Origin of the sequence: Mesorhizobium sp. PUT5 (genome assembly GCF_052216645.1) — a bacterium.
Classification (GTDB): Bacteria; Pseudomonadota; Alphaproteobacteria; order Rhizobiales; family Rhizobiaceae; genus Mesorhizobium.
This window is the reverse complement of sequence record NZ_JBQOSO010000003.1, coordinates 681,691-705,279: the sequence shown is the minus strand read 5'-3', so window position 1 is coordinate 705,279 and position 23,589 is coordinate 681,691. Positions and strand designations below refer to the sequence as shown.

The window sequence follows — 23,589 nt, the reverse complement described above, 5'->3', positions numbered from 1 at the left end:
CTGCGTTCTTCTTTAAAGCCTCGCCATGACGACACATCCCGACTCCATTCTCATCATCGACTTCGGCAGCCAGGTCACGCAGCTCATCGCCAGGCGCGTGCGCGAGGCCGGCGTCTACAGCGAAATCGTGCCGTTCCAGTCGGCGCAAGACGCCTTCGCGCGCATCCGCCCCCGTGCGGTCATCCTGTCCGGCAGCCCGCATTCCACCATCGACATCGGCAGCCCGCGCGCGCCGCAGGCGATCTTCGAAGCCGGCATTCCCGTGCTCGGCATCTGCTATGGCGAGCAGACCATGTGCGCCCAGCTCGGCGGCAAGGTGGAGGCCGGCCACCATCGAGAGTTCGGCCGCGCCTTCCTGGAGATCCAGGACGACTGCACCCTGTTCGACGGCATCTGGGCCAAGGGTACCCGCCACCAGGTGTGGATGAGCCATGGCGACCGAGTGACGGCGCTGCCGCCCGGCTTCCGCATCGTCGGCACCTCTCCCGGCGCGCCGTTTGCGGCCATCGCCGACGAGAAGCGCAAATTCTACGCCGTGCAGTTCCACCCCGAAGTGGTGCACACGCCGGACGGCGCCCGGCTCCTGGCCAATTTCGTCCACAACATCGCCGGGCTGAAGGGCGACTGGTCGATGGCCGCCTATCGCGAGCAGGCGGTGGCTTCCATCCGCAGCCAGGTGGGCAAGGGCAAGGTGATCTGCGCGCTGTCGGGCGGGGTCGATTCCTCGGTGGCCGCGCTGCTGGTGCACGAGGCCGTGGGCGACCAGTTGACCTGCATCCTCGTGGACCACGGGCTGATGCGCAAGAACGAGGCGGCGGACGTGGTGGCCATGTTCCGCCAGCACTATAACCTGCCGCTGATGCTGGTCGACGCCTCGGATCGCTTCATCGACGCCCTGGAGGGCGAAACCGATCCCGAGAAGAAGCGCAAGACCATCGGGCGCCTGTTCATCGAGGTGTTCGAGGAGGAGGCGAAGAAGCTGGGCGGCGCCGACTTCCTGGCCCAGGGCACGCTCTATCCCGACGTGATCGAAAGCGTGTCCTTCACCGGCGGCCCGTCCGCCACGATCAAGTCGCATCACAATGTCGGCGGCCTGCCGGACCGCATGAACATGAAGCTGGTGGAGCCGCTGCGCGAACTGTTCAAGGACGAGGTGCGCGCACTCGGCAAGGAACTGGGCCTGCCCGAAAGCTTCATCGGCCGCCACCCCTTCCCCGGCCCGGGCCTGGCGATCCGCTGTCCCGGCGGGGTGACGCGCGAGAAGCTCGACATTCTGCGCGAGGCCGACGCCGTCTATCTGGACGAGATCCGCAAGGCGGGGCTCTACGACGCCATCTGGCAGGCTTTCGCGGTGCTGCTGCCGGTGCAGACGGTGGGCGTGATGGGCGACGGGCGCACCTACGAATATGTGTGCGCGCTGCGGGCGGTGACCTCGGTGGACGGCATGACGGCCGATTTCTACCCCTACGACATGGCCTTCCTGGGCGCCGCCGCCACGCGCATCATCAACGAGGTCAAGGGCATCAACCGCGTGGTCTATGACGTGACGAGCAAGCCACCCGGCACAATCGAGTGGGAATGATTCAGGGAATGCTATGCGCAAGATCGTTGAGCGCAGAGCACCTGCACCCCAGCCGGCAAGCGTTGAACGGTCGAGGTTGACGCCCAGGCGGGCGTAGATTTGGGCCTGACGATGCAGGGGCAGATGGTCGGCATCCTTCGACACCAGCACATGAGCCACCGTGGCCTCTGTCGGAATGCCGCCCTCAACGAGGCGGCCTGGAGCGGGCGGGGGCGAGGAAAAATGAAATACCCCGCCTGCGAAAAGCTTGAGATCATCCGACTCGTCGAGCAGTCGCATCTGCCGGCATGCCGCGCGCTGGAAAAGCTTGGCATTCCCAGCACTACCTTCCATCGTTGGTACGATCGTTTCCTGACCGGCGGCGTCAACGCGCCCGAGGATCGCAAATCTCGGCCAGGGCGTGTCTGGAACCGCATTCCCGAGATTGTGCGCGAGCGGGTCATCGAGCTGACCCCTCCGGCCGTGCAGACCAGCCTTACCTCTTGTCAGGAGACCCACCCAAACTACCAGCCGCTGGATGCGTTCGCTGATGAAGTGATGACACTGCTCGCGCAGCAGCCAGGCGGGCGCGTCAAACTCAGGCCTGATACGAAGGGGGAGCCGACCGGTTTCGGCCGCTCGCTCTCCTGAGTATCGCAATCGTCAGACGAACGGCGGTTTTGACCTCCTTCAAGCCTACATCGGCCCGCCCTTGCCACCCAAGTCAGATATCGCTGCAAATGAGCGCTGGTGCTGGAGCCGTCTATCCAGCATTGCCGAACGACCGCCGCAACATCAGATCTCGGTTCGCTCGGCGAGAAAGAGTGCATCCTTGACGTTGACACCGCAATCCGACAGCTTTCCGGCAACTCAGGCCGCCAAGGACGGTGCCTGCGCGCGCTCGTCGAGCGTTGGATAGTCGATGTAACCCTTGGCGCCACCACCATAAAGGGTCGTCGGGTCAAGTTCGTTCAGCGGCGCGTCAAGCCGATAGCGCTCCACGAAATCCGGATTGGCGAGCGCCCAGCGCCCGACCGGCGCCACATCGGCAATGCCGGCCTCGATATCCGCCGCAACGGCATCGAGCGGACGGCTGCCGCGCGAAACCAGCAGGGCATTCGGCCAGAGCCGGCGGATGTCGGCAAGCAGTTTCTCGTCCTTGCCCTGCGACACATGCAGATAGGCGAGGTCGAGCCTGGCCAGTTCCGGCACCAGATGGCGGTAGAGAGCGGGCCCATTCGGACCCTCTTCGATCCCGCCAAGCGTTGATCCGGGGGAGATGCGGATGCCGATCCGCTCGGGGCCGATCGCCCCTACCACGGCGCGCGCCACCTCAACCGCGAAACGCGCCCTGTTCTCGATCCCGCCGCCAAAACGATCTTTCCGGACATTGGCATTGGGGGCGAAGAATTGCTGGACCAGATAGCCGTTGGCCGCGTGGATCTCGACGCCGTCCGCACCGGCGGCGATCGCCTGCCGGGCCGCATGGGCAAAATCACGCACCGTTTCGTTGATCTCGATGGTGGAGAGTGCACGCGGTTGCGGTATGTCGAGCATGCCGCTTGCAGTGAATATCTTTTCCCCGAACGCAATCGCGGAAGGCGCCACCGGCTGGCGGTGATGCGGGGTGTTGTTGGGATGCGAAACCCGGCCGACATGCATCAACTGGATGACAAGATGGCCGCCATTGGCGTGCACGGCGTCTGCAACGCGGCGCCAGCCCGCGACATGTGCCTCCGTGTAGATACCGGGCGTATTCAGATAGCCCTGACCGTCGTCCGAAGGCTGGGCGCCTCCGGTAATGATGAGGCCGAGCGAAGCGCGCTGCGAGAAATAGTCGGCCGCGAAATCGCCCGGCGTGCCGTCCGGCTTGTCGCGGCTGCGGGTCATGGGCGCCATGGCGAAACGGTGCTTCAGAACCATGCTGCCGATGCGGATCGGGTCCCAGATGCTGGTCATGATCGTCTCCTTCTTTGGGCCGGCGGTTTCGATGTGTCGGCTTGGAATCTATCTAGGCCGTTCCATATTTGTTATGAAGTTGCTGCGATCTGGACAGGGTGTATCGATTATGAGCCAATGGGATCTGCAGGCGCTGGAGGCTTTCAACGCGGTCGTCCAGACCGGCGGCATCGGCAAGGCCGCCCGTTCACTCGAACGGCCCAAGGCGACGCTGTCGCGCCAGGTCCGCGCACTTGAACAGAGCTTGGGCGTTCGCCTGTTCGACCGCGACAACCGCATGCTGACGCCGACCGCCGAGGGACAGCTCCTGTACGAACGAACCATCGCCGTGCTGCACGATCTAGCGGAAGCACGCCAGTTGCTGCTCGATGGGAACGTACATCCGCGTGGGCCGCTCCGGGTCAGCGCGCCGGTGCTGCTGTCGCACATATTTCTCGGCAGGCTCAGCGCCCGCTTTACCGCGCGATACCCCGACGTGCGGCTCGAAATCACCGCCGAGGACCGGACCGTCGATCCGGTCGAGGAAGGTTATGACGTTGTGATCCGCGTCAATCCTGCGCCGGATACGGAACTGGTCGGCCGTTGCTTCGGCCGTGACGAGTCGTTGGTGCTGGCGCCGCCCGGATGGGAGCGGCCGCCGGTCGGCGAAGCCGAGCCGGTGCCGATTGATGCCGTGGTGAACAGCACATTGCCCCTTGCACCCGTATGGCGATGCGTCGATGCCGCAGGCGTGCTGATCATCGAGGCGCGGCCGAAGCTGCGCCTGTCGTCGCTCTTGATGATGCGCGATGCGGTGCGCGAGGGTGCGGGCATCGCGCAACTTCCTCTTTCTCTCACCTACGAGGATTTGGAGGCCGGACGATTGGTAAACTGGGGACGCGTGTCCGATAGGCCGGTGGAACTTTGGGTGCTGCACCATTCGCGGCGGCTGGCGAGCCTGAAGATCGCGGCCTTCATCGATTTCATCTGCGAAGCCTTCCCCAACCGTGCGCTCGTCGGCTTGCGGGAGTGAGGCATCTCGGCCACATTCGCAACCATGATGTCGGCTGCGTTCAAGCGGCCGCGTCGCTGACGGCGGCCACACGATCCAGTTCGTCGACCGCGTCATCCGGCAGATCCAGCTCCGCTGAGGCGAGATTCTCGCGCAGGTGAGCAACGGAAGACGTGCCTGGAATCAGCAGGATGTTGGGCGCGCGGCGAAGCAGCCAGGCAAGCGCGACCTGCATGGGCGTGACCTCGAGCCCATCCGCGACACCGAACAGGGTTGACGATTGCAGCGGGCTGAACCCTCCAAGCGGAAAGAACGGCACATAGGCGATGCCGTCACGGGCGAGATCGTCGATCAGACGGTCGTCGGCACGGTGCGCGACATTGTACAGGTTCTGCACGCAGACGATCTCGGCGATCTTGCGCCCTTCGGCGACCTGTGCAGGCGTCACGTTGCTCAGCCCGATATGGCGCACCAGCCCCTGCCGCTGGAGGTCGGCCAGAACGGCGAGCGGCGCCTCGATGGATCCTTCCGCCGGGGCAAGCGCATCGAACATGATGCGCAGGTTGACCACATCGAGCGCGTCAAGCCCGAGATTACGCAGATTGTCGTGCACGGCCCGGACCAGTTCGTCGGGCGAGAAAGCCGGGAGCCATGACGCATCTTCCCCCCGCCGGGCGCCGATCTTGGTGACGATGACAAGATCGTCGGGATAACGCGCCAGCGCCTCCCGGATCAGACGATTGGTGACGTGAGGGCCATACATATCGCTTGTGTCGATGTGGTTCACGCCCGACGCCACGGCTTCGCGCAAAACGGCCAAGGCCGAGGCGTGATCCCGGGGCGGACCGAACACGTCCGGTCCTGCCAGTTGCATGGCGCCGTAACCGAGCCGCTTCACGGATCGATTGCCCAGCGCGAAGGTACCGGATTGGTCGACAATGGACATGACTATCTCCTTTTCAAGACGAACCAAAGATAGGCCCTGTGTTTGCGCGCGATAATCCGGCATAATCCACACAGCCTGTGCGGACTTACGAACGATGAAGATCGACCTGGGAGACTTGAACGCCTTCGTGACGGTTGCGCGTGCCGGCGGCTTTCGCGACGGCGCGCGCACCAGCGGCGTCAGCGCATCGGGCTTGAGCGAGGCGGTACGTCGCCTTGAAACCGGACTGGGCGTAAGGCTGCTCAACCGCACCACACGAAGCATCGCCCCGACGGAAGCGGGCAAGGGGCTACTGGACCGGCTCGGGCCGGCGTTGACCGAGGTTGAAGCCGCCCTGGATGCGGTGAACAGTTCCCGCGACCGGCCGGCCGGCGCACTCAAGCTCAACGTGCCGGTCAGCGCGGCGCGGCTGGTGCTGCCCGACATCGTTCCGCCGTTCCTCGCCGCCTATCCCGATATCCGGCTGGAGATCGTCACCGAGGAAAGCTTCGTCGATGTGCTCGCCGCCGGCTGTGATGCCGGCATCCGTTACGACGAGCGGCTCGAACAGGATATGATTGCGGTGCCGATCGGACCGCGTACCCAGCGCTTTGCCTGCGCCGCCTCGCCAACCTATCTCGACCGCCATGGGCGGCTGGAACATCCCCGTGACCTGCTGGCCCATGCCTGCCTGTGCTGGCGCTTTCCCAGCGGCGCCACGCTGCCATGGGAGTTCGAGAAACACGGCGAATTGGTGCGGGTCGATCCGGCCGGACCGCTGATTGTGCGGGCGGGCGGAGCGACCGATTTCGCCGTCGATGCAGCCATCGCAGGAACCGGCATCATATATCTGTTCGAGGACTGGCTGCGCCCGCATCTCGACAGCGGGGCGCTCGAAGGCGTCCTTGGGCCCTGGTGGCAGGCCTTTTCCGGCCCGTTTCTGTCAAACGGCTTGCAAAACTGACCCCCTATCGGCGTCCAATTTTGACCCCCCGTGTGTAGCGCGCGGCGGTCAGCGCTCGCCGGGCGAAGTGGGTCAGGGTTGCGCAGCCCGGCGAGTGCGGATCGGTTTGATGGGTGATCAGGCGCGGTTCTTGAAGCGCCAGGATTCGTTTCCGGTCTCGATGATCTCGCAGTGATGGGTGAGGCGGTCGAGCAGTGCTGTCGTCATCTTGGCGTCGCCGAACACGGCCGGCCATTCTCCGAAGGCCAGGTTGGTGGTGACGATGATTGAAGTTCGCTCGTAGAGCTTGCTGATCAGGTGGAAGAGCAATTGCCCGCCGGCTTGCGCGAACGGGAGATAGCCGAGTTCATCGAGCACGACGAAGTCAAGCCGGGTGAGGTAATCGGCGATGCGGCCCTGCTTGCCGCCGCGGTGCTCGGTCTCGAGACGGTTGACGAGATCGACGACGTTGAAGAAGCGGCCGCGCGAGCCGTTGCGTATCAGGGATCGGGCAATGGCGATTGCCAGATGCGACTTGCCGGTTCCGGTGCCGCCGATGAGAACGGCGTTGCGCTGGTCGGCAACGAAGGTTCCGTTGGCGAGGTCTCGGATCAGCGCCTCGTTGACCGGCGTGCCGTCGAAGTCGAACTCCTCGATATCCTTGGCCAGCGGCAGCTTGGCAACGGTGAGCTGGTATTTGATGGAGCGCGCCTGCTTCTCGGCGATCTCGGCCGAGAGAAGGTCGCCGACGATCCGCGGCGGCTCGTGCTGGCGCTTGATGCCCGTCGCCATCACCTCGTCATAGGCGCCGCGCATGCCGTAGAGCTTCAACGTGCCCATCAGATCCAGAACCTGTGTGCGTTCCATCAGCTTGCCCTCCTGAGGCTGTCATATCGGGCGCAGTCGGCCTGCGGCTCATGCTGCAGGCGGAGTGCGTCCGGGGTGAGAATGGTGACGGCCGGCGCCGGGTCGCGGCGACGCGCCAGTATGTTGATGACGACAGCGGATGAGCAGACGTTCTGGTCGAGCGCTTCCTGGCAGGCGGCCTCCACGGCGTCGATGCCGTCGGTCAGCACCGCGGCGAGGATCGCCACCATCTGCCGGTCGCCGTCATGCGCCGCCTTCAATTTGCGTCGGATACGCTCCATGGCCGAGGGCAGAACCCAGTCCTGGAATGGCGCGCCGTTGCGTAAGGCGCCGGGCTTGCGGGCCAAGACCGGAACGTAATGCCAGGGATCGTAGATCGTCTCGCCGCGACCGAAGGAACGAGCATGCTCGGCGACGACCACGCCGTCCTGGCGAATGACGATGCGATCGGCATAGGCATGGATCTCGACCGGGCGGCCGATAGCCGTCGACAGAACCGAGTATTTGTTGTTGTCGAAGCGAACCGTGCAGGTTTTGGACACCGAGGCTGGCACCGCATGGAACCCGTCGAAAGGGCCGCGATAGTCGACGAGCTTGCCACGCTCTTCCTCGAACACGTCCCAGATCCTGCGCTCAGGCTGGTCGACGTGACGGTGCGCCTTGGTGTAGGCGACACATTTGTCGAGCAGCCAGGCGTTGAGTTCCTCATAAGAGCTGAACCGCAGCCGCGGAGTGAAGAAACGCTCGCGCACCAGCCCGACCTGGTTCTCGACCTGGCCCTTCTCCCAGCCAGACGCCGGCGTGCAGGCAACGGGCTGGACGAGAAAGTGGCTGCACATCTGCAGGAAGCGGCGATTGTATTGCCGATCCTTGCCGACGAACACCGTCTCCACCGCCGTCTTCATGTTGTCGTAGATGCCGCGGGTGCAGGCGCCGCCGAAGAAGGCAAAGGCCCGGTCGTGGGCATCGAACACCATCTCCTGCGTCTCGCGCGGATAAGCTCTGACGAACATCATGCGGCTGTGGCAGAGCCGGACATGGGCGACCTTCACGGTCACCGTCACGCCCCTGATCAGGACGATCTCGTGGCTCCAGTCGAACTGGTAGGCCTCGCCCGGCGCGAAGAACAGCGGCACATAGGCATCCGCCGTCGCCGATCCCTGCGCCTTCGCCCAGTTCCTCGCGTATCGACGGACGGCGTCATAGCCGCCTTGATAGCCGAGGCTGCAAAGTTCTTCGTAGATCCGGATCAGCGTCAGCTGCTCGCGCGCCGCCTTGCTACGATTGCCATTCAAGAACCCGTCGAGTTGATCCTGCCACGGACCGATCTTCGGCATCGGCTGCCGCTCGCGCTCGTAGGAGAAGGACGTCTCATCAGACCTGAGAATCTTCCGAACCGTGTTCCGCGACACGTGCAGCTCGCGGCAGATCCGCTTGAGCGACCATCCTTGCACATGGAATGCGCGCCGAACTCGGGCAATCGTATCCACTGACTTCATCCCCACACCATCCGCTCGCTACGACGAGCTGATGGTCGCAAATCAAAGCATCAGGGGGGTCAAAATTGGACGCCGATTCCCCAGCTTAGGGGGTCAATTTTGCACGCCGATTCACACCGTTTCTCTACTACCCCGGACGGCGCCTCGTGCCGCCGCCGCTCAGGGCCTTCATAGACTTCGTCAAGGTATCGGCTGCCGATCGCAGATGATTTAAGATTGCGCGAATAGACAACGCTGCGTGGCGGGTGGCCCGCTCCGCGCAATAAGCCGAACGCGCGGCGGTTTCTGCTTCGCGCAATTGGGACGTTCCGCCGCAAATGCTGCAAGGTTCAGGCGCGCGCCTATCGTCTCAGGGGCCTGAAGAACGCCCGGATATCCTGCGCCAGCAATTCAGGCTGTTCCATCGCAGCGAAGTGGCCTCCCCTCGGCATTTTGGTCCAGCGGACGACTTTATGGGCGCGTTCGACCCATGACCGTGGCGGCATGGGCAACTCACGCGGGAACAAAGCCACGCCCAGAGGCGGTTCTACGCGCTCGCCCGGCTTGAAGTGAAGCGGGTCGAGGAGGTTCTCCTTGTACATACGAATTGCAGCGTCGACCGTGCCGCTGAACCAATAGAGCGAGATGTCGGCAAGCAGTTCGTCAAAACTGAAGATCTGCTCGACATCGCCATCACAGTCGCTCCAGGCACGAAACTTCTCGACGATCCAGGCCGCGAGACCAGCCGGCGAATCATTGAGGGAATAGGCCAGCGTCTGCGGTTTGGTTCCGTGCAGATGCGCATACGCACCTTCGATAGCCACCCATGCCGCAGCCCCGTCGAGAAAAGACTGTTCTTCGGCAGTGACGGCCGGCAGGCCCTCCCCGAGAGGAGGTCGATAGCCGCCTGAAATATAGTTGAGGTGGAACCCCACGACGGACTCCCGGAAACGACGTGCCAGCCAGGTCGAAACCCCGGCTCCGATGTCGCCTCCTTGAGCGCCAAAGCGCGCATAGCCGAGGCCACTCATGAGACCGAACCACAGTTCGGCCGCGCGGGACGACGAGAAACCATGCCGATCCGGTGCCTGCGAGAATCCGTAGCCGGGCAATGAGGGCACGACCACATGGAACGCATCGTTCGGATCGCCGCCATGCGCTCCTGGATCGGCCAGAAGCGGGATGATCTTCTCCATCTCGATGAAGGAGCCCGGCCACCCATGCGTCATGACAAGCGGCAAGGGTTCCGGCCCGTTTCCCGGCTGATGAACGAAGTGGATTGACAATCCGTCGATCACCGCCCGGAATTGCGGCAGCCTGTTGAGGCGGGCCTCCTGCGCCCTCCAATCGAATTGCGACCGCCAGTAGTTTATCAGGCGCTCCATGAAGGTGAGGCAGGCGCCATCTTCCCACCCTTCAGCATCAAGTGAATGCGGCAGTCGAACACTCTCAAGGCGTCGCCTGAGATCGGCAAGCAACCATTCGTCGACATGAATATTGAAGGGCTGAACGTCCACAATTGCACACAGAAGATGAGTCTCACCTGACTCCTTCAACAGTTTGTACTCTTGATCACGTTGTGAAGCTACCCTCAGCGTTTCCATCAACCAGGGATAAGGCTGGGTCTCACGGGTGCTCACACATATACGTCGATCATTCTCGAAATATTGCGCCTTCACGATCCTGAAGCGGGCCGTGTCCCGCTGATGATGTAGGAAGCCGCGCGCGGAGCCGCCGGCGTAGCGCTGCGCGCGGCTGGCAGTGATGCTGGCGGGGCGATGTCACCCAAGCACACTACCCGAATGCCCGACTTATGCTTCTGCGTACGGTTGTCGATCATGGCGGCAGATTTGTGCCCGTTCGATATCGCCGATGTCCGACACGCCCATCAATGACATGGTGTTGTCCAACTCTTCCCTTAAGATTTCGATGGCACGTACAAGGCCTGCTTCGCCACCCGCCGCCAGCCCCCATAGATAGCTGCGCCCGATACTGCAGGTGGTAGCACCCAGAGCACGCGAAATGAAAATGTCGGCGCCGCGTGATACACCGCCGTCGACAATCACTTCAGCCTTGCCGTCGACAGCAGCAACGATGTCGGGAATCGCATCGATCACGGCCGGAACGGCGTCGAGTTGCCGTCCGCCATGGTTGGAGACCATGACCGCATCCGCACCCACATCGACGGCAAGCTTCGCGTCTTCGGGATGAAGAATGCCTTTGACCACAAGCGGTCCATCCCACATCTTGCGGAAGATCGCAACATTGTCCCAAGTTATCGTGGGATCGAACAGCGCCCGGTCCCGCCTGACGATACTGGCCAAGCCCGTGGTGCCAGGCTCTTCGAAATTTCCGAAACGGGGCCGGGAGCGCATGGCGCCCATGACCCACTTGGGATGAGTGGCGAGGTCCAGCACGTTCGAAAGCCGCGGCCGCAGCGGAAAGGTGAAGCCGTTCTTCTCGTCCCGTGCACGCCGGCCGTGAACCGCAAGGTCCATGGTGACGCAAAGCACGCGGTACTTTGCTTTCCTGGCGCGTTCGACCAGTGAGAACATCCAGTCCTGATCCTTCAGAAAGTAGATCTGGAACCATCGGTCGGCGTCGGGAGCGATTTCGGCGACCTCCTCCAGCGACGCGATCGAGTTGGTGGAGAGATAAAGCGGAATGCCCGCCGCCGCCGCGGCCCGCATGGCATGAAGCTCTCCGTTCGGCCAGTACATGCCGGCAAGACCCGTAGGTGCTATGAGAAGCGGCATCTCGGCATCTCGACCGAGCATCGAGGTCTCGAGGTTTCGCCGGCTGACGTCCTTTGCCACACGCGGGCGGAACTGCCAGCGCCGGAAGGCGGCGGCATTGTCGCGCAGGGTGATCTCTTCGCCCGCTGCACCGTCGATGAAATCGAAGAACGCCTTCGGCAGGCGGCGCCGGGAAAGCTCTCGCAGATCGGAGATGGAGTAGGCGCGGTCAACTGCGCTCGGTCGCCGATTTGTTGTCTGAGCGGCGTCGGTCACTCAAATCTCCCTTCTCGTTCTTGCATGGCAGAGGCCCGTTTACCTGGTGGTCGGTCGCCCTATTGCCGGTTTAGGATCGATTGGGCACAGAGCCCAACTCACCTCGGGTCGATGCCTTTTGGCTATCGTTGTGTTGCGTCTCCTTCTTTCGGGCGCAACCTAGAACCCTACGCCCCTCCACACGCGCGTTGCATGCGGGCCGACCCAAGGTGTCCTGCAAGGCAGAGGCAGAAGATTGCCGGAAAGGTGACAGGCAGATCTGTTCGTACATCACCGACATGCCGTATGCTTAGGAGGTGTGTACGAAAGCCGGGCTCAGGGCCGGGCTTCCGTCCAGGAGTGCGGTGACATTTGCGATGCAAAGTTCCCAGGCGCTACGCCGTGCCTCAGCCGTGCAGCCGGCCATGTGCGGCGACAGGACGGCGTTCGGCATCGAGAACAGTGCCTCGGGTACTTCCGGTTCGAATTCGAACACGTCCAACCCGACAGCGCCGATGTGGCCCGAAACCAGCGCGCCGACCAAATCATCCATCTTGACCACAGGTCCGCGCGACACGTTGATCAGTACGGAGCCAGGCTTCATGCGGGCCAGCGCCTTGGCGTCGATCAGGTGGTGGGTGTCTTCGTTCAGCGGGCAATGAAGACTGACGATATCCGACTGGGTTAGAAGTTCGTCGAGTGGGAGCCATCCCGGTACACCAGTGTGCTTCCGACCATGATGGCTGACGACGAGGCCGAAAGCCTCGGCCCGCTTGGCCACTTCGCGGCCGATATGGCCAAAACCGACGATCCCGAGGCGCTTGCCGGTGAGTGACATACCATCCCAACGGCCGCCCGGCTTCCAGCCATCGCGCGCCCAGGCGCCAGAGCGGACATAGCGATCCGCCTCGATCAGTTGACGCGTCGCCGCCAGCAGCAGGCCAATGGCGTGATTGGCCGTGTCGCTGGCAAATGCATCGGGGCAATTGGTCCCTTGCACGTTGCGCTTGCGCATTTCCGATACGTTCATGTTGTTGAATCCCGCCGCAGCATTTGCGACGAGGCGGAGTCTGGGCGCCCGGTCCAGAAGCTCCGCGTCGATACGCAGTTCCCCCTGGTTGACGATGGCAATAGCCTCGTCAACTGCGGCGAGTACCTCTTTGCGAGGCATCGCCCTGGCCTGATCGGTGCCTTGCACGAGAGTGGCTCTGGCCGACAGTTCGCGGAGCAGGTCGTCGGGGTAGCGACTCGTGATGACGATGGTGGGTTTCATGGAGGTCACGTCTCCGGAGGGTTCAAGCGGCTTTGCGGTAGCGTTCGAGTACGCTGCGGTTGATCTCGACACCCAATCCCGGACCTTCTGGAACGGCAACCCATCCGTTTTCGTGTTCGATCCGGTCAACTAACAGTTCAGCCCGAACCGGATGCGCCGTGCGGTCGAATTCCAGCATCGGTTCCTGTGGCACCAGAGACGGAGGCGTCAGGTCAGGCAGGACCGACAGCAGGTGTAGCCCTGCGGCGATGGCAATTCCCGTACCCCAAACATGTGGCGCGAAGCGGATGCCGAAGGCGCCCGCCATGTCGGCAATCTTCTTACATTCGGAGAGGCCGCCTGCCGAGCAGATGTCGGGCTGGACGATGTCGATGGCCCGCCGGACCATGATGTCACGGAAGCCGTATCGGGTGAATTCGCATTCGCCGCCGGCTAGCGGAATGGTGAGAGCCCGCTTGACCTCGATATGGCCGGCGATGTCCTCAGGCGGGATGGGCTCCTCAAACCAGCCGATGTCGAGATGCTCGACCTTGCGGCCGAGGCTGATAGCCGAGACCGCGTCATAAGCGTGATTGGCGTCGATCATCAGCCCGATATCGGGACCGATCGCCTGCCGCACGGCCTCCACTGCCTTGCGGTCGGTCTCGATGCCGAACCCGACCTTGAGTTTGACGGCACCGAAACCTTCGGCGCAGTAGCCCATGGCCTCTTCGGCCAGGTAGTCGACCGGGTCACCGGATTCGCGCCGGTAAAGGCCCGTGGCATAGGCGGCCACGGACTTGCGTTGCCAACCGCCGAGCAGGGCGTGAATCGGCTGGTTCAGGAACTTACCCTTGATATCCCAAAGCGCGATGTCGACGCCGCTCAGGCCTTGGATGACTGATCCCTTCTGCCCATGGTCCCGGTAAGACGCGTAGAGCTCTTTCCAGATCCACTCGGTCCGCATCGGGTCCTGGCCGATCAGAAAGGGGCGGAAATGCTTGATGACGGCAGCGTTGATGGCCGCAGGGCCGTACGATTCCCCCCAGCCGACAATGCCGGTATCCGTCACGACCTCCACGATAAGCGACGCGCGTTTTGCATACCAGGCGCGAGAATATGAGAAAGGCTGATCCAATTCGGCCTCGAGGACATGCGTCCGGATATCCGCGATCTTCAAGGTTGCCTCTCCTGTACAAGTCAATTTCTTAGCCCGACAACGGGCAATAAGTATGATGATTGAGGAGGAGTGTCAATGCGCGCCGGCGTGACTGCTGGGCGGTCGCACCCTTCAGCGCGCACTGCTTTTGTTGGGCGCCTGCGTCTCTTGCCAGGCTGCCACTTGCCGCGCCTCAGTGTCTTTGAGGTGCCGTTCCATGGCTGCGGCGGCGTCCTTGCTGCTTCCCGAGATGATGGCATGGAGAATCGCGAAATGTAGCGGAGCGGAGACAGAACGGTTTGCTGCCGGATCCCTGTTGGTCACCCGCAGTGAGGTGACCATGGCCGTCCGAATCACATGGGCGACGGGCAGCAGAAAACGGTTGTGGGCAGCATGCAGGCAGGCAACGTGAAAGGCGAGGTCCGCCTCAAAGAATGCCTCCACCGAATCTCCAGCGTTTTCCATTGCTTCGCAGGCCGCGAGGATCGCTGCAATATCTTCGCGCGTGGCCGATTCTGCAGCCAAGGCCGCCGCCTGAGGTTCGATGATCCAGCGGAACTTCATGAGATCCTCCAGGTCGCTGCGCAGATCTTGGGGAGGACTGGCATCGGTGTGCAGCCAGGACAGCACGTCAGGGTCGAGTTGACTCCACTCTATGCGTGGCTGAACCACCGTGCCGAGCCGCGGCCGCGCCTTCAGCAGACCCTTGCCTGACAGGACGTTGATCGCTTCGCGCAGGACCGTTCTGCTCACGCCGTAGCGCTTCAGAAGCAAGTCTTCAGGTGGAAGAGCCTCGCCCGGCTTCAAAGTTCCTCCGACGATCTGCTCTCCCAGCGAATCGACGAGCTTCTGGCGGAGATTGCGCTGAGGGCGTCCGGAAGGGCCTTGACTCTCATTCATCATATTATAACGTCTGCTGGCTATCTTATTTATATACACACGTTACACCAGATCGCACGGACATGCGATAGGAGTGACGAAAGGGGAGGAGGAATATTATGACCCACCAGACTCGCCGCGATTTTCTCAAGCTGATCGCATTGGCCGCGCCAAGCTTGGCGCTGACGAACAAGCTTGCTGCACAAGAGGCATGGCCGCAGCACCCCGTTCAGGTAGTGATGGGATTTGGCGCCGGCGGCGGTGCCGATTCGATGGCACGGCCGATCTTCCAAAGTGTTTCGGAATCCCTTGGCGAGCAGTTCGTCATTCAGAACAGGACGGGCGGCAACTCGGTCGTGGCCGCGCAGGCGGTGCTACAGAAAGCTGCGGACGGCTATTTGTTCTTTCTCAACGGCCTGCAGCAGCTCGTGAACCCGGTGCTCATCGAGGACCTACCCTTCGATTACGCCACCAGCTTCGTGCCGGTGACCCAGATGTGCCGCTTCCCGCAGACTTTTGCGGTGGCGGCGAACGCGCCCTGGAAGACCATGAACGAGCTAATCGAATATGCGCGCGAGAACCCCGGTAAGGTCCGCTACGGCACCGCGGGCATCGGCGGCATCCCCCACATTCTGGGCGAGCTTCTCCAACTCACGACCCACGTCAAGATGGAGAACGTACCCTATACCAGCGGTCCTGACATCGCGGCGGACGTCGCGGGCGGCCGGCTCGACATGTCGATCCTGACTACCTCGACCGTTGGTCCGATGGCGCGCGAAGGCAGGGTGCGCGTGCTTGCCGTTGGTAGCGAAAGCCGTTCGAAACTCTATCCCGAGGTTCCGACCATGGCCGAGATCGGTTACGGGGATGCCAACCTCTCCGATTGGACTGGGCTTTTCGCTCCGGCTGGCACGCCAGACGACATCGTGGTGCATCTGCAGCGCGCCGTGGCCGAAGCGGTGAAAGACCCCAGCGTGCTGGACCGAGTCGAAGCTCAGGGGACGGTGCTGGTCGGTTCTTCGACCGAAGACTTCGTCGCTTTCCTGAAGAGCCAGGACGAGTTGGTTCGTCACGTGATCAAAGAGGCGAACATCTCGCTGCAATGACGATTGTCCTGCTTGGCCGGCAATCCGCAACAGCGTATGAAGTGTTTGGAAGAGGCATGAGACATCCTCGGATTGACTATCCCGATCTGATCGGGGGCGCGCTGCTGATGACATTGGGGCTCGCCCTGGCAATTTACAGCATGGCGCACTACCGATTGGGAACCGTCAGCCGGATGGGACCCGGCATGTATCCCGTGGCGATAGGGGTGCTGCTCACCTTTCTGGGTCTTTGCATCGCGGCGCCCGCCCTCGTGCGCGGGCACCGTGCGGTGCCCGTCCTCGACTTTCGCCCGATCTGCTGTTCGCTTGGCGGAATTGCCGTTTTCGCGGTGATGGTGGTGCCGTTTGGGTTGGTGCCTGCGGTGGCCGCTTCGACGTCGGTGTCATCGCTCGGCGATAACAAGCTCGGCGCCGTCGGGATCGCAGCGCTGGCTGCCGGACTTTCGGTGCTGGCGGCACTCATCTTCAAGGTCGCGCTGGCATTGCCTATCCCACTCTGGAACTGGCCTTTCTGAATGGAAACCCTTACCTCTTCCTCCGCCAGCATCGTGCTCGGCTTATCGACGGCGCTTATGCCGGGCAACTTGCTCATGTGCCTGATGGGCGTGCTCATGGGTATGTTTGTGGGCGTAATCCCCGGTGTCGGTTCACTGGCGGCGATCGCGCTACTGCTGCCCGTGACTTATCACTTCGAACCGACGGGAGCGCTGATCCTTCTGGCCGGCGTCTACTATGGCGCAGCCTACGGCGGCTCCATCACCTCAATCCTTCTGAACATACCGGGCACGCCCTCTTCGGCGGCGGCCTGTCTCGACGGCTATCCGATGGCCACGCAGGGTCGGGCGGGCGCCGCGCTCATGGCGAATGTCCTTGCGGCGTTTTTTGGCGGCAGTGTTGGCATCATTCTGCTGATCCTGTTCTCGCCCATCATCGTGGCATTTGCCCTGAAATTCGGGCCCGCGGAGTATTTCTCGATCATCATGCTCGGCCTCGTTGCAGCCTCGGCGGTGTCGGGAACGGTGATCAAGGCTATCGCGATGGCGGTCCTGGGCATGGCCTTCGGCGCGGTTGGCACGGATGTCTACACCGGTGGGCCGCGCCTAGTTTTTGGCGTGTTCGAGCTTTCAGATGGCGTGAGCCTTGTGGCGCTTGCATTGGGCCTCTTCGGCATCTCGGAAATCATATTGAGTATCCGCGGCGCAAGTTCGGCACGCGTCGTGGGCGGCAAGATCACCCTGAGATCCATGAAGCCCTCCCGGGATGATCTGCGTCGTTCGTTCTTTCCCGCAGTCCGCGGCAGCGCCATCGGCAGCTTCTTTGGCTCGCCCGCGATCCAAGCCGCTTCGGCAGGGGGGCAATCGAGGGCGTGGTGGCGCCAGAAGCGGCCAACAACGCCTCCGACCAGAGTGCTTTCATCCCAACCCTCACGCTGGGCATACCGGGCACGCCGACCATGGCCATCATCCTCGGCGCGCTGATGATCCACGGGTTGACCCCGGGGCCAGCGCTGATGGTCGACAAGCCCGACATCTTCTGGGGGCTGGTGATGAGCTTTTGGGTCGGAAACCTGCTCCTGCTCATCATCAACATTCCCCTGATCGGCGTCTGGGTGAAGATCCTCTCGATCCCCTATCCGGTGATGTATCCCTCGGTGCTGATGTTCATCTGCGCGGGCACCTACAGCGTCAATCTCTCGACCTTCGAGGTGCTGGAATGCCTGGGCTTCGGGGCGATCGGCTATGTCATGCGTATTTTCGACTTCCCCGCTGCGCCCCTCCTGCTGGGGTTCATCCTGGGGCCGATGCTGGAAGAACAGTTCCGGCGGGCGATGCTGCTCTCGGGGGGAGACTTCATGACCTTCGTCGAAACCCCCATCAGCCTCTTTTTCCTGCTGGCCACGGTTTTTGTCCTGCTCTGGGGACTGATCGGCATGGCGCGGGGGCGGCGGATCAAACCGGCCAAGCTCAACGATATTTGATCGGTTGCAGCGGGTGTCGGCGACCGGGACGCAGCCGGAAATCAGAGGCGTCGCACATATTGCGGGGCCGCGATGACGGCTGACCCGCAAAGCCACCCTGGAGGTACCGTAGGCGCAAAATGAACATGACAACCAACATCGCCGACGTGCTTGCGCCGACCGGCCGCCTGCGCGCCGCCATCAACCATTCGAATACGGTTCTGGCGCAACATGATCCCGACAGCGGGGAAGTCTCGGGCGTCACGGTCGAGTTGGCCGGGCGACTGGCCGACCGGCTCGGCGTACCCCTGTCGCTTTTGCCGTTCGGGACTGCCGCCGCCTCGTTCGCCGCGGTGACCGGCGGCGAAGCGGACCTCGCGTTTCTCGCAATCGATGCCAAACGTGCCGCGGCCGTTCACTTTACCGCGCCCTATGTGCGGATCGAAGGCACCTATGTCGTGCCGCCCGACGGCCCGGTCAGGCCCGGGGATGCTGATAGTGCCGGAATGCGCATCGCGGTTGTCTCAGGCAGCGCCCTTGACCTTCATCTGTCGCGAAACATCCGGCACGCCGAAATCCTGGGCTTCGAGAACGATGCCGCGGCGGTTTCGGCCATCCTGTCGGGCAGAGCGGATATTTTTGCGGGCGTGCGCACGCTTCTTGCGGCGCTGCTGCCGTCCCTGCCTGGCCACCGCGTCCTGGAAGGGCGGTTCATGACCATCGACCAGGCAGCGTGCATGCCGATCGACCGGGTGTCGGGATTTGCCGCGCTCGATATCTTCGTCGAAGAGATGAAAGCAACAGGCATGATCGAAGATGCCATACAGCGTAGTGGCCAGTCCCCTGATCTTGCTGTGGCCGCCGGGGCGGGTCTGCGATGAGCGGCGGCGGCGGACGGCAGATGGAAACCGGTGGTGCCAATCTCGGCCTGCGCAATCCGGTATTGGAACGCCTTGCGGCGGATGAACTGGCCATCGGGCTGGTGACCCGGCTGGCCCGCTCGGGCGAGATCGCGCGGATCGCGCTGACCAGCGGCTACGACTTCCTATTCATCGACATCCAGCACTCGATCTATTCGCTCGAGACCATCTCGCATATCGCCCAGGCCGCGCAGGCCAGGGGCGTTGCGCCTTTTGCGCGCGCTCGGAGCTGCCGCGACGCCGATGTGCCCGCGCTGCTCGATTGCGGACTTTCCGGAATCGTGTTTCCCGATGTCAACACGGCGGCAGACGCACGCCGCGCTGTCTCGGCCTGTAAATTTGCCCCCATCGGGACCCGCTCCGTGACCGGACCCTGTGCGGCGGTGGATTACCGCAAGGCAGAGCCCGCCGAGCTGATCGCCGCGCTCAATGCCACCACCGTTGTCGTCTGCATGATCGAATCTCGCGAGGGCGTCGCCAATGTAGAGGAGATCTGCGCGGTCGAAGGGGTCGATGCCGTGTTGATTGGTTGCACCGATCTGCTGGCCGACATGGGCAAGCCGGGCCGCCTCGATGATCCGGAGCTTGCCGAGGCTTTGGCCCACGCGATTTCCGCTGCCCGGGCAGCGGGGGTCCACGTCGGTGTCGGCGGCGACAATGATCTGGGCCGGAATGCCGGCTATATCAGACAGGGCGCGCGGCTCTTCACAACCCAGTCCGATATCGCGCTCCTGTTGGCCGGCGGGACGGAAGCGGTGAGTGGCCTGCGCGCTCTGCAACCGTCCCCTTCTGCGGATTTCAGGGGAGAGCGGCCCTGATGCCAGACCTGTCTTATGTGGCGGATGCCTTCATCGAGACCCGGCGCGCGCGTCCACGATGGGTTCCGCCCCTGCAGGGCCTGCTGCCCAAGACGCAAACCGATGGTTATTTGATCCAGGCTGCCGTTGCCGACAAGCTGACCGACCACGGCATCCGTTGCCTCGGTTACAAGGTTGGCTCGGCTTCGGCAGGAGGGCAGCGGGAATGGGGGATCAGCGAGCCCGTCTATGGCGCGATCTTTGAGGATACCTGCGACACCTCGCTGTCAGACGCCCTGGGCCGCGACTACGCTCGCCCGATGGTCGAGTGCGAGATTGCCGTGCGGCTATCACGCGACCTGCCCGCAAAAGCTAGAGCGGAGGAAGTGCGCGCGGCGTTCGATTGGGCGCGGCTGGCCTGCGAGGTCATCGACATGCGCCCGCCGGAGCCAAAAGCCGTGAGCGTGCCTACCCTACTTGCGGATGGATTTTTCAACGCGGGTTTCGTGCTGGGGCCTTCAACGGAGGACTGGCGCGCACGTGACCTGGCCCGGCTCGACGGTGAGATCGAGGTGGACGGAGACCGCTTTGTCGGAAGTTCCGGCCCGGTGCTGGACCCGGTCACGTCGGTGCGATGGCTCGCAGGCGCGCTGGGCCGGATCGGTCGTGGGCTCAAGGCCGGTGATATCGTGCTGACCGGATCGCTCGTGCCTCCGGTTCCGGTTCCAGCCAGGCCCCAATCGCTGTCGCTCGCTATCGAAGGGTTCGGGCGGATGACGCTTGCAGATGGTGCGACACGATAGTGCCAGACCGGATAGAAAAAGGAAGATCATGAACAGTTACGACATCGCCGTGATTCACGGAGACGGCATCGGCCCCGAGGTTTGTGGATCGGCCATAGAGGTTCTGGAGGCCGCTTTCGGCGGCACGTCCCCGCTGATCTTCCGCGAATGGCCGGGCGGGGCGGGCCATTATCTGGAAACCGGTGATGGCGCACCCGAGGCAACCATGCAGGGCTGTGAAAGGGCGCATGCCATCCTGCATGGCGCGGCCGGCATTCCGGGGGTGCTGAAGCCCGACGGCACTGAGGCCGGCGTCGATATCGGCCTCAATATGCGGACCCGCCTCGACCTCTACGTCAATATCCGGACAGTGAAGTTGCTTCCCGGCGTGCCGCCGCGCCTGGTCGGCGTCAAGCCGGGCGAGATCGACTACCGCATCATCCGCGAGAATACCGAAGGGCTATATGCCAGTCGCGGTGCGGGCGCGGTGGTGCGCGGAGAGACGGCGGTCGACATGATGATCATGACACGCAAAGGGGTCGAGCGCGTCTGTCGAGCGGGATTCGAACTGGCCCGCAAGACCGATGGCGCGCCGGCCGACGGCAAACGCCGCGTGACCTGCTGCGACAAGGCCAATGTCTTGCGCAGCATGGCATTTTTCCGTAGCGTCTTCGACGAAGTTGCAGCCGACTATCCCGACGTCGAGGCCGACTACAGCTATGTCGATGCCATGACGGTGCATCTCATGGAGCGGCCAGGGCACTACAACGTCATCGTCACAGAGAATTTGTTCGGCGACATCATTTCGGACGTCGGTGCGGCGACGGTGGGGGGCATGGGCATGTCGCCCAGCGCCGAGTTGGGCAACAGCCACGGCTTTTTTCAGGCGGCGCACGGCTCGGCGCCGACCATTGCAGGGCAAGGCATCGCGAACCCCTACGGAACCATTCTCTCGGCGAGCACGATGCTGAATTGGCTTGCGGAAAGGCACGCCGACGGAGCTCTGGCGGAGGCCGCCGCGAGGATAGAGATGGGCGCCGCCGCGGCGCTCAGGAATGGCGTCCGCACGCGCGACATCGGCGGGCAGGCCTCCACGAACGAGGTCACGCAGGCGGTGATTTCGGCGCTTAGAAGACCTTTGCGTGAGTAGGGATTTGCCTGCAAGGTCAATTGATTACGTCTGACAAGATCAGAGGAGATAATTTCTGTAGTGCCCTCGCGGATTTTCTCTAGGCACACGGCTGAGAGGACGGGATGGGTTTGCTATCGGTCGCTGGATCTCAAGCGTCTTTGGCGCCAAGGATTGCGGCGGCCCGCCCGGGCACTGTAACATTAACCGTAGGTCGACTTGGCGGTGCGAAGATTGGATACGACCAGACTTGCCCGTGAGCCGCTTTATCGCCGCCACCGACTTCCGAAGTAATCGCCTACGCCGTTTGGCGCTATTTTCGTTTTCCACTGAGGGCTCGCCTGCGACCGTCACAGATCGCATGGTTTTTGTGGTCCGGCTACCGCGCGATCGGCCGATCGCCTGTGCATCCGCCCTCCTTTTGCCCCGACTGCGGCACGATGGGCTTTGGCCGCAATGGAATCGATGGCATGGAAATCCTCCTGCGGCGAGATCCGCCACAGCGCCTCGAACAGGTCACGCCAGACCTTTCCGACCGCACTCATCGCTCGCATACCAGGCCCCGGCAAACTGCGCCGGGACCATCGCCGCAACGGGCTCCAACGCTGCGCCAGATGAAGGCTTCGCGTTTGCGCGGGTTGCTTACACCGCGCCCATTGGCGTACTCAAAACTGCTGAGGCTCTAATCGCGGTCTGTCGACAAGGCGCGCAGCGCCAATGCGACCCACCAGCGTGCGCCGATGGTCAGGATGCGGTCGTTGAAATCGAACCGCGAACTATGAAGCACGCGACCGCCATCAGTCGAACCCGCGCCCAGCCACAGATAAGCGCCCGGCCTGGCCTGCAGCATGAAGGCGAAATCCTCCGAGGCCATCGAAGGAAACGGCAGTTCGATCACGCTTTCGCTGGTCACGATATCGGTTGCGGCGGCCATGGCGATGCCGATTTCGCGAACGGAATTGATCGTCGCCGGATATCGCGGCTGATAGTGCAGCTCAACGCTTATGCCGAAGCTGTCGGCCACGCCAGCAACGATTGCCCGCATGCGCTCCTGGATGATGCTTTGGAGGCCGGTGTCGAGATGGCGCGTGCAGCCCCGCAACACGGCCTGTGCCGGCAGCACGTTCCAACTGTCGCCGCCGTGGATCTGGGTGACGGAAACCACCGCCGTCTGCAATGGATCGACGGCCCGCGCCACGATCGACTGCAGTTGGGACTGGATATGGCTGGCGGCCAGCAGGACATCCTGCCCCATATGGGGCATGGCGGCATGTGCGCCCCGGCCCGACAGATTGATCTCGAATGTGTCGAAGGCGGCCATCTGTGCTCCCGGCCGCCCGGCAAACTGCCCCTCGGGCAAGCCCGGCCAATTGTGCAGGCCATAGACTTCGCGCATCGGGAAAGCCTCGAAGAGACCGTCCCGCATCATGGCCGCCGCCCCGGCCTCCCCCTCTTCGGCAGGCTGGAAAATGAAATTGATCGTACCGGCAAACTCGCCATGCGCGGCAAACCACCGCGCCGCGGCGAGCAGCATGACGATGTGGCCATCATGGCCGCAGGCATGCATGCTGCCGGCATTGAGCGAAGCATATGGCAGACCGGTTTGCTCGGTCACCGGCAACCCGTCCATGTCGGCCCGCAGGCCGATCGATGGCCCCTCTCCGCGCGCAATGCTGGCCACCACGCCGGTGCCACCCAGCCCACGATGGGGCGCATAGCCGAAACGTATCAGTTGCTCGGCAATGAAGTTGGCCGTCCAGTGTTCCTGATAGGCCAGTTCGGGGTGCCGGTGCAGCCGGTGGCGCCAGTCGATGAGTTCGTCTTCGATAGTCGGGAAATAGTCGCCGGGGGACACGGTCTGCTCCACATGCGAGAACGCCCCGGCGGAACCGAG

At 63.0% G+C, this 23,589-nt stretch carries 18 protein-coding genes and 7 pseudogenes; 13 read left to right on the top strand and 12 right to left on the bottom strand.

Going from position 1 to position 23,589, the window contains the following annotated elements; all coding sequences use genetic code 11:
- Window positions 1-25 precede the first annotated feature (25 nt).
- On the top strand, window positions 26-1,582 hold the full coding sequence (gene guaA, locus ACTDI4_RS04930; RefSeq protein ID WP_442840084.1) for a glutamine-hydrolyzing GMP synthase: 1,557 nt from the start codon (window positions 26-28) through the stop codon (window positions 1,580-1,582).
- Between the two features lie 48 nt (window positions 1,583-1,630).
- Here the strand turns inward: guaA and ACTDI4_RS04925 are convergent.
- A pseudogene (locus ACTDI4_RS04925) lies at window positions 1,631-1,789 on the bottom strand (IS66 family transposase); the annotation flags it as partial.
- Here ACTDI4_RS04925 and ACTDI4_RS04920 point away from each other — a divergent pair.
- Window positions 1,781-2,032: pseudogene (locus tag ACTDI4_RS04920) on the top strand (helix-turn-helix domain-containing protein); the annotation flags it as partial. The pseudogenes ACTDI4_RS04925 and ACTDI4_RS04920 overlap by 9 nt on opposite strands.
- Window positions 2,033-2,431: 399 nt before the next feature.
- Here ACTDI4_RS04920 and ACTDI4_RS04915 read toward each other — a convergent pair.
- The gene (locus ACTDI4_RS04915) at window positions 2,432-3,520 is read right to left on the bottom strand and encodes an alkene reductase (RefSeq protein ID WP_442840083.1); all 1,089 of its coding nucleotides are present in this window, start codon (window positions 3,518-3,520) and stop codon (window positions 2,432-2,434) included.
- Here ACTDI4_RS04915 and ACTDI4_RS04910 point away from each other — a divergent pair.
- The gene (locus ACTDI4_RS04910) at window positions 3,510-4,532 is read left to right on the top strand and encodes a LysR family transcriptional regulator (RefSeq protein ID WP_442840082.1); all 1,023 of its coding nucleotides are present in this window, start codon (window positions 3,510-3,512) and stop codon (window positions 4,530-4,532) included. The two genes, ACTDI4_RS04915 and ACTDI4_RS04910, sit on opposite strands and share 11 nt — an antisense overlap.
- 40 nt (window positions 4,533-4,572) lie before the next feature.
- On the opposite strand, the gene ACTDI4_RS04905 is transcribed toward ACTDI4_RS04910, so the two are convergent.
- Window positions 4,573-5,457: an aldo/keto reductase family oxidoreductase gene (locus ACTDI4_RS04905; RefSeq protein WP_442840081.1), complete on the bottom strand. Its 885-nt coding sequence runs from the start codon at window positions 5,455-5,457 to the stop codon at window positions 4,573-4,575.
- Window positions 5,458-5,551: 94 nt separating this feature from the next.
- Here ACTDI4_RS04905 and ACTDI4_RS04900 point away from each other — a divergent pair, with 94 nt between their 5' ends.
- Complete coding sequence (locus ACTDI4_RS04900; RefSeq protein ID WP_442840080.1) at window positions 5,552-6,400, top strand: LysR substrate-binding domain-containing protein; 849 nt, start codon at window positions 5,552-5,554, stop codon at window positions 6,398-6,400.
- 117 nt (window positions 6,401-6,517) lie between these two features.
- Here ACTDI4_RS04900 and istB read toward each other — a convergent pair whose 3' ends face one another.
- Window positions 6,518-7,246: an IS21-like element helper ATPase IstB gene (gene istB / locus ACTDI4_RS04895; RefSeq protein ID WP_442840079.1), complete on the bottom strand. Its 729-nt coding sequence runs from the start codon at window positions 7,244-7,246 to the stop codon at window positions 6,518-6,520.
- Window positions 7,179-8,745, bottom strand: a pseudogene (gene istA / locus ACTDI4_RS04890) (IS21 family transposase). The gene istB and the pseudogene istA overlap by 68 nt, the downstream one beginning before the upstream one ends.
- Before the next feature lie 104 nt (window positions 8,746-8,849).
- Between istA and ACTDI4_RS04885 the strand changes: the two are divergent.
- Window positions 8,850-8,954: pseudogene (locus ACTDI4_RS04885) on the top strand (LysR family transcriptional regulator); the annotation flags it as partial.
- A gap of 132 nt (window positions 8,955-9,086) precedes the next feature.
- Here the strand turns inward: ACTDI4_RS04885 and ACTDI4_RS04880 are convergent.
- The 5 genes from ACTDI4_RS04880 to ACTDI4_RS04860 form a co-directional block, all read right to left on the bottom strand.
- The gene (locus ACTDI4_RS04880) at window positions 9,087-10,403 is read right to left on the bottom strand and encodes an epoxide hydrolase family protein (RefSeq protein ID WP_442840078.1); all 1,317 of its coding nucleotides are present in this window, start codon (window positions 10,401-10,403) and stop codon (window positions 9,087-9,089) included.
- A gap of 132 nt (window positions 10,404-10,535) precedes the next feature.
- Window positions 10,536-11,735: an alpha-hydroxy acid oxidase gene (locus ACTDI4_RS04875; protein ID WP_442840077.1), complete on the bottom strand. Its 1,200-nt coding sequence runs from the start codon at window positions 11,733-11,735 to the stop codon at window positions 10,536-10,538.
- 289 nt (window positions 11,736-12,024) lie between these two features.
- Entirely contained in the window at window positions 12,025-12,987 is a 963-nt protein-coding gene (locus ACTDI4_RS04870; protein ID WP_442840076.1) for a 2-hydroxyacid dehydrogenase, read from the bottom strand.
- A gap of 22 nt (window positions 12,988-13,009) precedes the next feature.
- A complete protein-coding gene (locus ACTDI4_RS04865; protein WP_442840075.1) occupies window positions 13,010-14,146 on the bottom strand; it encodes a mandelate racemase/muconate lactonizing enzyme family protein in 1,137 nt (378 codons plus the stop codon).
- A 111-nt stretch (window positions 14,147-14,257) separates the two neighbouring features.
- Window positions 14,258-15,028, bottom strand: coding sequence for a FadR/GntR family transcriptional regulator (locus tag ACTDI4_RS04860; protein ID WP_442840074.1), 771 nt, complete (start codon window positions 15,026-15,028; stop codon window positions 14,258-14,260).
- A gap of 95 nt (window positions 15,029-15,123) precedes the next feature.
- On the opposite strand from ACTDI4_RS04860, the gene ACTDI4_RS04855 reads away from it, so the two are divergent.
- The 7 genes and pseudogenes from ACTDI4_RS04855 (at window position 15,124) to ACTDI4_RS04825 (ending at window position 21,716) form a co-directional block, all read left to right on the top strand.
- A complete protein-coding gene (locus ACTDI4_RS04855) occupies window positions 15,124-16,110 on the top strand; it encodes a Bug family tripartite tricarboxylate transporter substrate binding protein (protein WP_442840073.1) in 987 nt (328 codons plus the stop codon).
- Window positions 16,107-16,625: a tripartite tricarboxylate transporter TctB family protein gene (locus ACTDI4_RS04850; protein WP_442840072.1), complete on the top strand. Its 519-nt coding sequence runs from the start codon at window positions 16,107-16,109 to the stop codon at window positions 16,623-16,625. Before ACTDI4_RS04855 ends, ACTDI4_RS04850 begins: the two co-directional genes overlap by 4 nt.
- Window positions 16,626-18,088, top strand: a pseudogene (locus ACTDI4_RS04845) (tripartite tricarboxylate transporter permease).
- Window positions 18,089-18,213: 125 nt separating this feature from the next.
- Complete coding sequence (locus tag ACTDI4_RS04840; RefSeq protein ID WP_442840071.1) at window positions 18,214-18,948, top strand: transporter substrate-binding domain-containing protein; 735 nt, start codon at window positions 18,214-18,216, stop codon at window positions 18,946-18,948.
- Window positions 18,945-19,805, top strand: a complete 861-nt coding sequence (locus ACTDI4_RS04835; protein ID WP_442840070.1) for an HpcH/HpaI aldolase family protein — start codon at window positions 18,945-18,947, stop codon at window positions 19,803-19,805. The genes ACTDI4_RS04840 and ACTDI4_RS04835 overlap by 4 nt, the downstream gene beginning before the upstream one ends.
- Complete coding sequence (locus tag ACTDI4_RS04830; protein WP_442840069.1) at window positions 19,805-20,587, top strand: 2-keto-4-pentenoate hydratase; 783 nt, start codon at window positions 19,805-19,807, stop codon at window positions 20,585-20,587. Before ACTDI4_RS04835 ends, ACTDI4_RS04830 begins: the two co-directional genes overlap by 1 nt.
- A gap of 28 nt (window positions 20,588-20,615) precedes the next feature.
- Window positions 20,616-21,716 carry an isocitrate/isopropylmalate dehydrogenase family protein gene (locus ACTDI4_RS04825; protein ID WP_442840068.1) on the top strand — a complete coding sequence of 367 codons (1,101 nt, stop codon included), beginning with the start codon at window positions 20,616-20,618 and terminating at the stop codon, window positions 21,714-21,716.
- Between the two features lie 345 nt (window positions 21,717-22,061).
- Here the strand turns inward: ACTDI4_RS04825 and ACTDI4_RS04820 are convergent.
- A pseudogene (locus ACTDI4_RS04820) lies at window positions 22,062-22,222 on the bottom strand (IS5/IS1182 family transposase); the annotation flags it as partial.
- Between ACTDI4_RS04820 and ACTDI4_RS04815 the strand changes: the two are divergent.
- Window positions 22,183-22,386, top strand: a pseudogene (locus ACTDI4_RS04815) (IS3 family transposase); the annotation flags it as partial. The pseudogenes ACTDI4_RS04820 and ACTDI4_RS04815 sit on opposite strands and share 40 nt — an antisense overlap.
- Here ACTDI4_RS04815 and ACTDI4_RS04810 read toward each other — a convergent pair.
- Window positions 22,378-23,550: a M20 aminoacylase family protein gene (locus ACTDI4_RS04810; RefSeq protein ID WP_442840067.1), complete on the bottom strand. Its 1,173-nt coding sequence runs from the start codon at window positions 23,548-23,550 to the stop codon at window positions 22,378-22,380. The pseudogene ACTDI4_RS04815 and the gene ACTDI4_RS04810 sit on opposite strands and share 9 nt — an antisense overlap.
- Between the last annotated feature and the right edge of the window lie 39 nt (window positions 23,551-23,589).

Bases quoted from the DNA above. Each gene is read 5' to 3' on its own strand.
- guaA (WP_442840084.1), top strand. From the start codon at position 26: ATGACGACACATCCCGACTCCATTCTCATCATCGACTTCGGCAGCCAG.
- ACTDI4_RS04910 (WP_442840082.1), top strand. From the start codon at position 3,510: ATGCTGGTCATGATCGTCTCCTTCTTTGGGCCGGCGGTTTCGATGTGT.
- ACTDI4_RS04915 (WP_442840083.1), bottom strand. From the start codon at position 3,520: ATGACCAGCATCTGGGACCCGATCCGCATCGGCAGCATGGTTCTGAAG.
- ACTDI4_RS04905 (WP_442840081.1), bottom strand. From the start codon at position 5,457: ATGTCCATTGTCGACCAATCCGGTACCTTCGCGCTGGGCAATCGATCC.
- ACTDI4_RS04900 (WP_442840080.1), top strand. From the start codon at position 5,552: ATGAAGATCGACCTGGGAGACTTGAACGCCTTCGTGACGGTTGCGCGT.
- istB (WP_442840079.1), bottom strand. From the start codon at position 7,246: ATGGAACGCACACAGGTTCTGGATCTGATGGGCACGTTGAAGCTCTAC.
- ACTDI4_RS04870 (WP_442840076.1), bottom strand. From the start codon at position 12,987: ATGAAACCCACCATCGTCATCACGAGTCGCTACCCCGACGACCTGCTC.
- ACTDI4_RS04860 (WP_442840074.1), bottom strand. From the start codon at position 15,028: ATGATGAATGAGAGTCAAGGCCCTTCCGGACGCCCTCAGCGCAATCTC.
- ACTDI4_RS04855 (WP_442840073.1), top strand. From the start codon at position 15,124: ATGACCCACCAGACTCGCCGCGATTTTCTCAAGCTGATCGCATTGGCC.
- ACTDI4_RS04850 (WP_442840072.1), top strand. From the start codon at position 16,107: ATGACGATTGTCCTGCTTGGCCGGCAATCCGCAACAGCGTATGAAGTG.
- ACTDI4_RS04840 (WP_442840071.1), top strand. From the start codon at position 18,214: ATGACAACCAACATCGCCGACGTGCTTGCGCCGACCGGCCGCCTGCGC.
- ACTDI4_RS04835 (WP_442840070.1), top strand. From the start codon at position 18,945: ATGAGCGGCGGCGGCGGACGGCAGATGGAAACCGGTGGTGCCAATCTC.
- ACTDI4_RS04830 (WP_442840069.1), top strand. From the start codon at position 19,805: ATGCCAGACCTGTCTTATGTGGCGGATGCCTTCATCGAGACCCGGCGC.
- ACTDI4_RS04825 (WP_442840068.1), top strand. From the start codon at position 20,616: ATGAACAGTTACGACATCGCCGTGATTCACGGAGACGGCATCGGCCCC.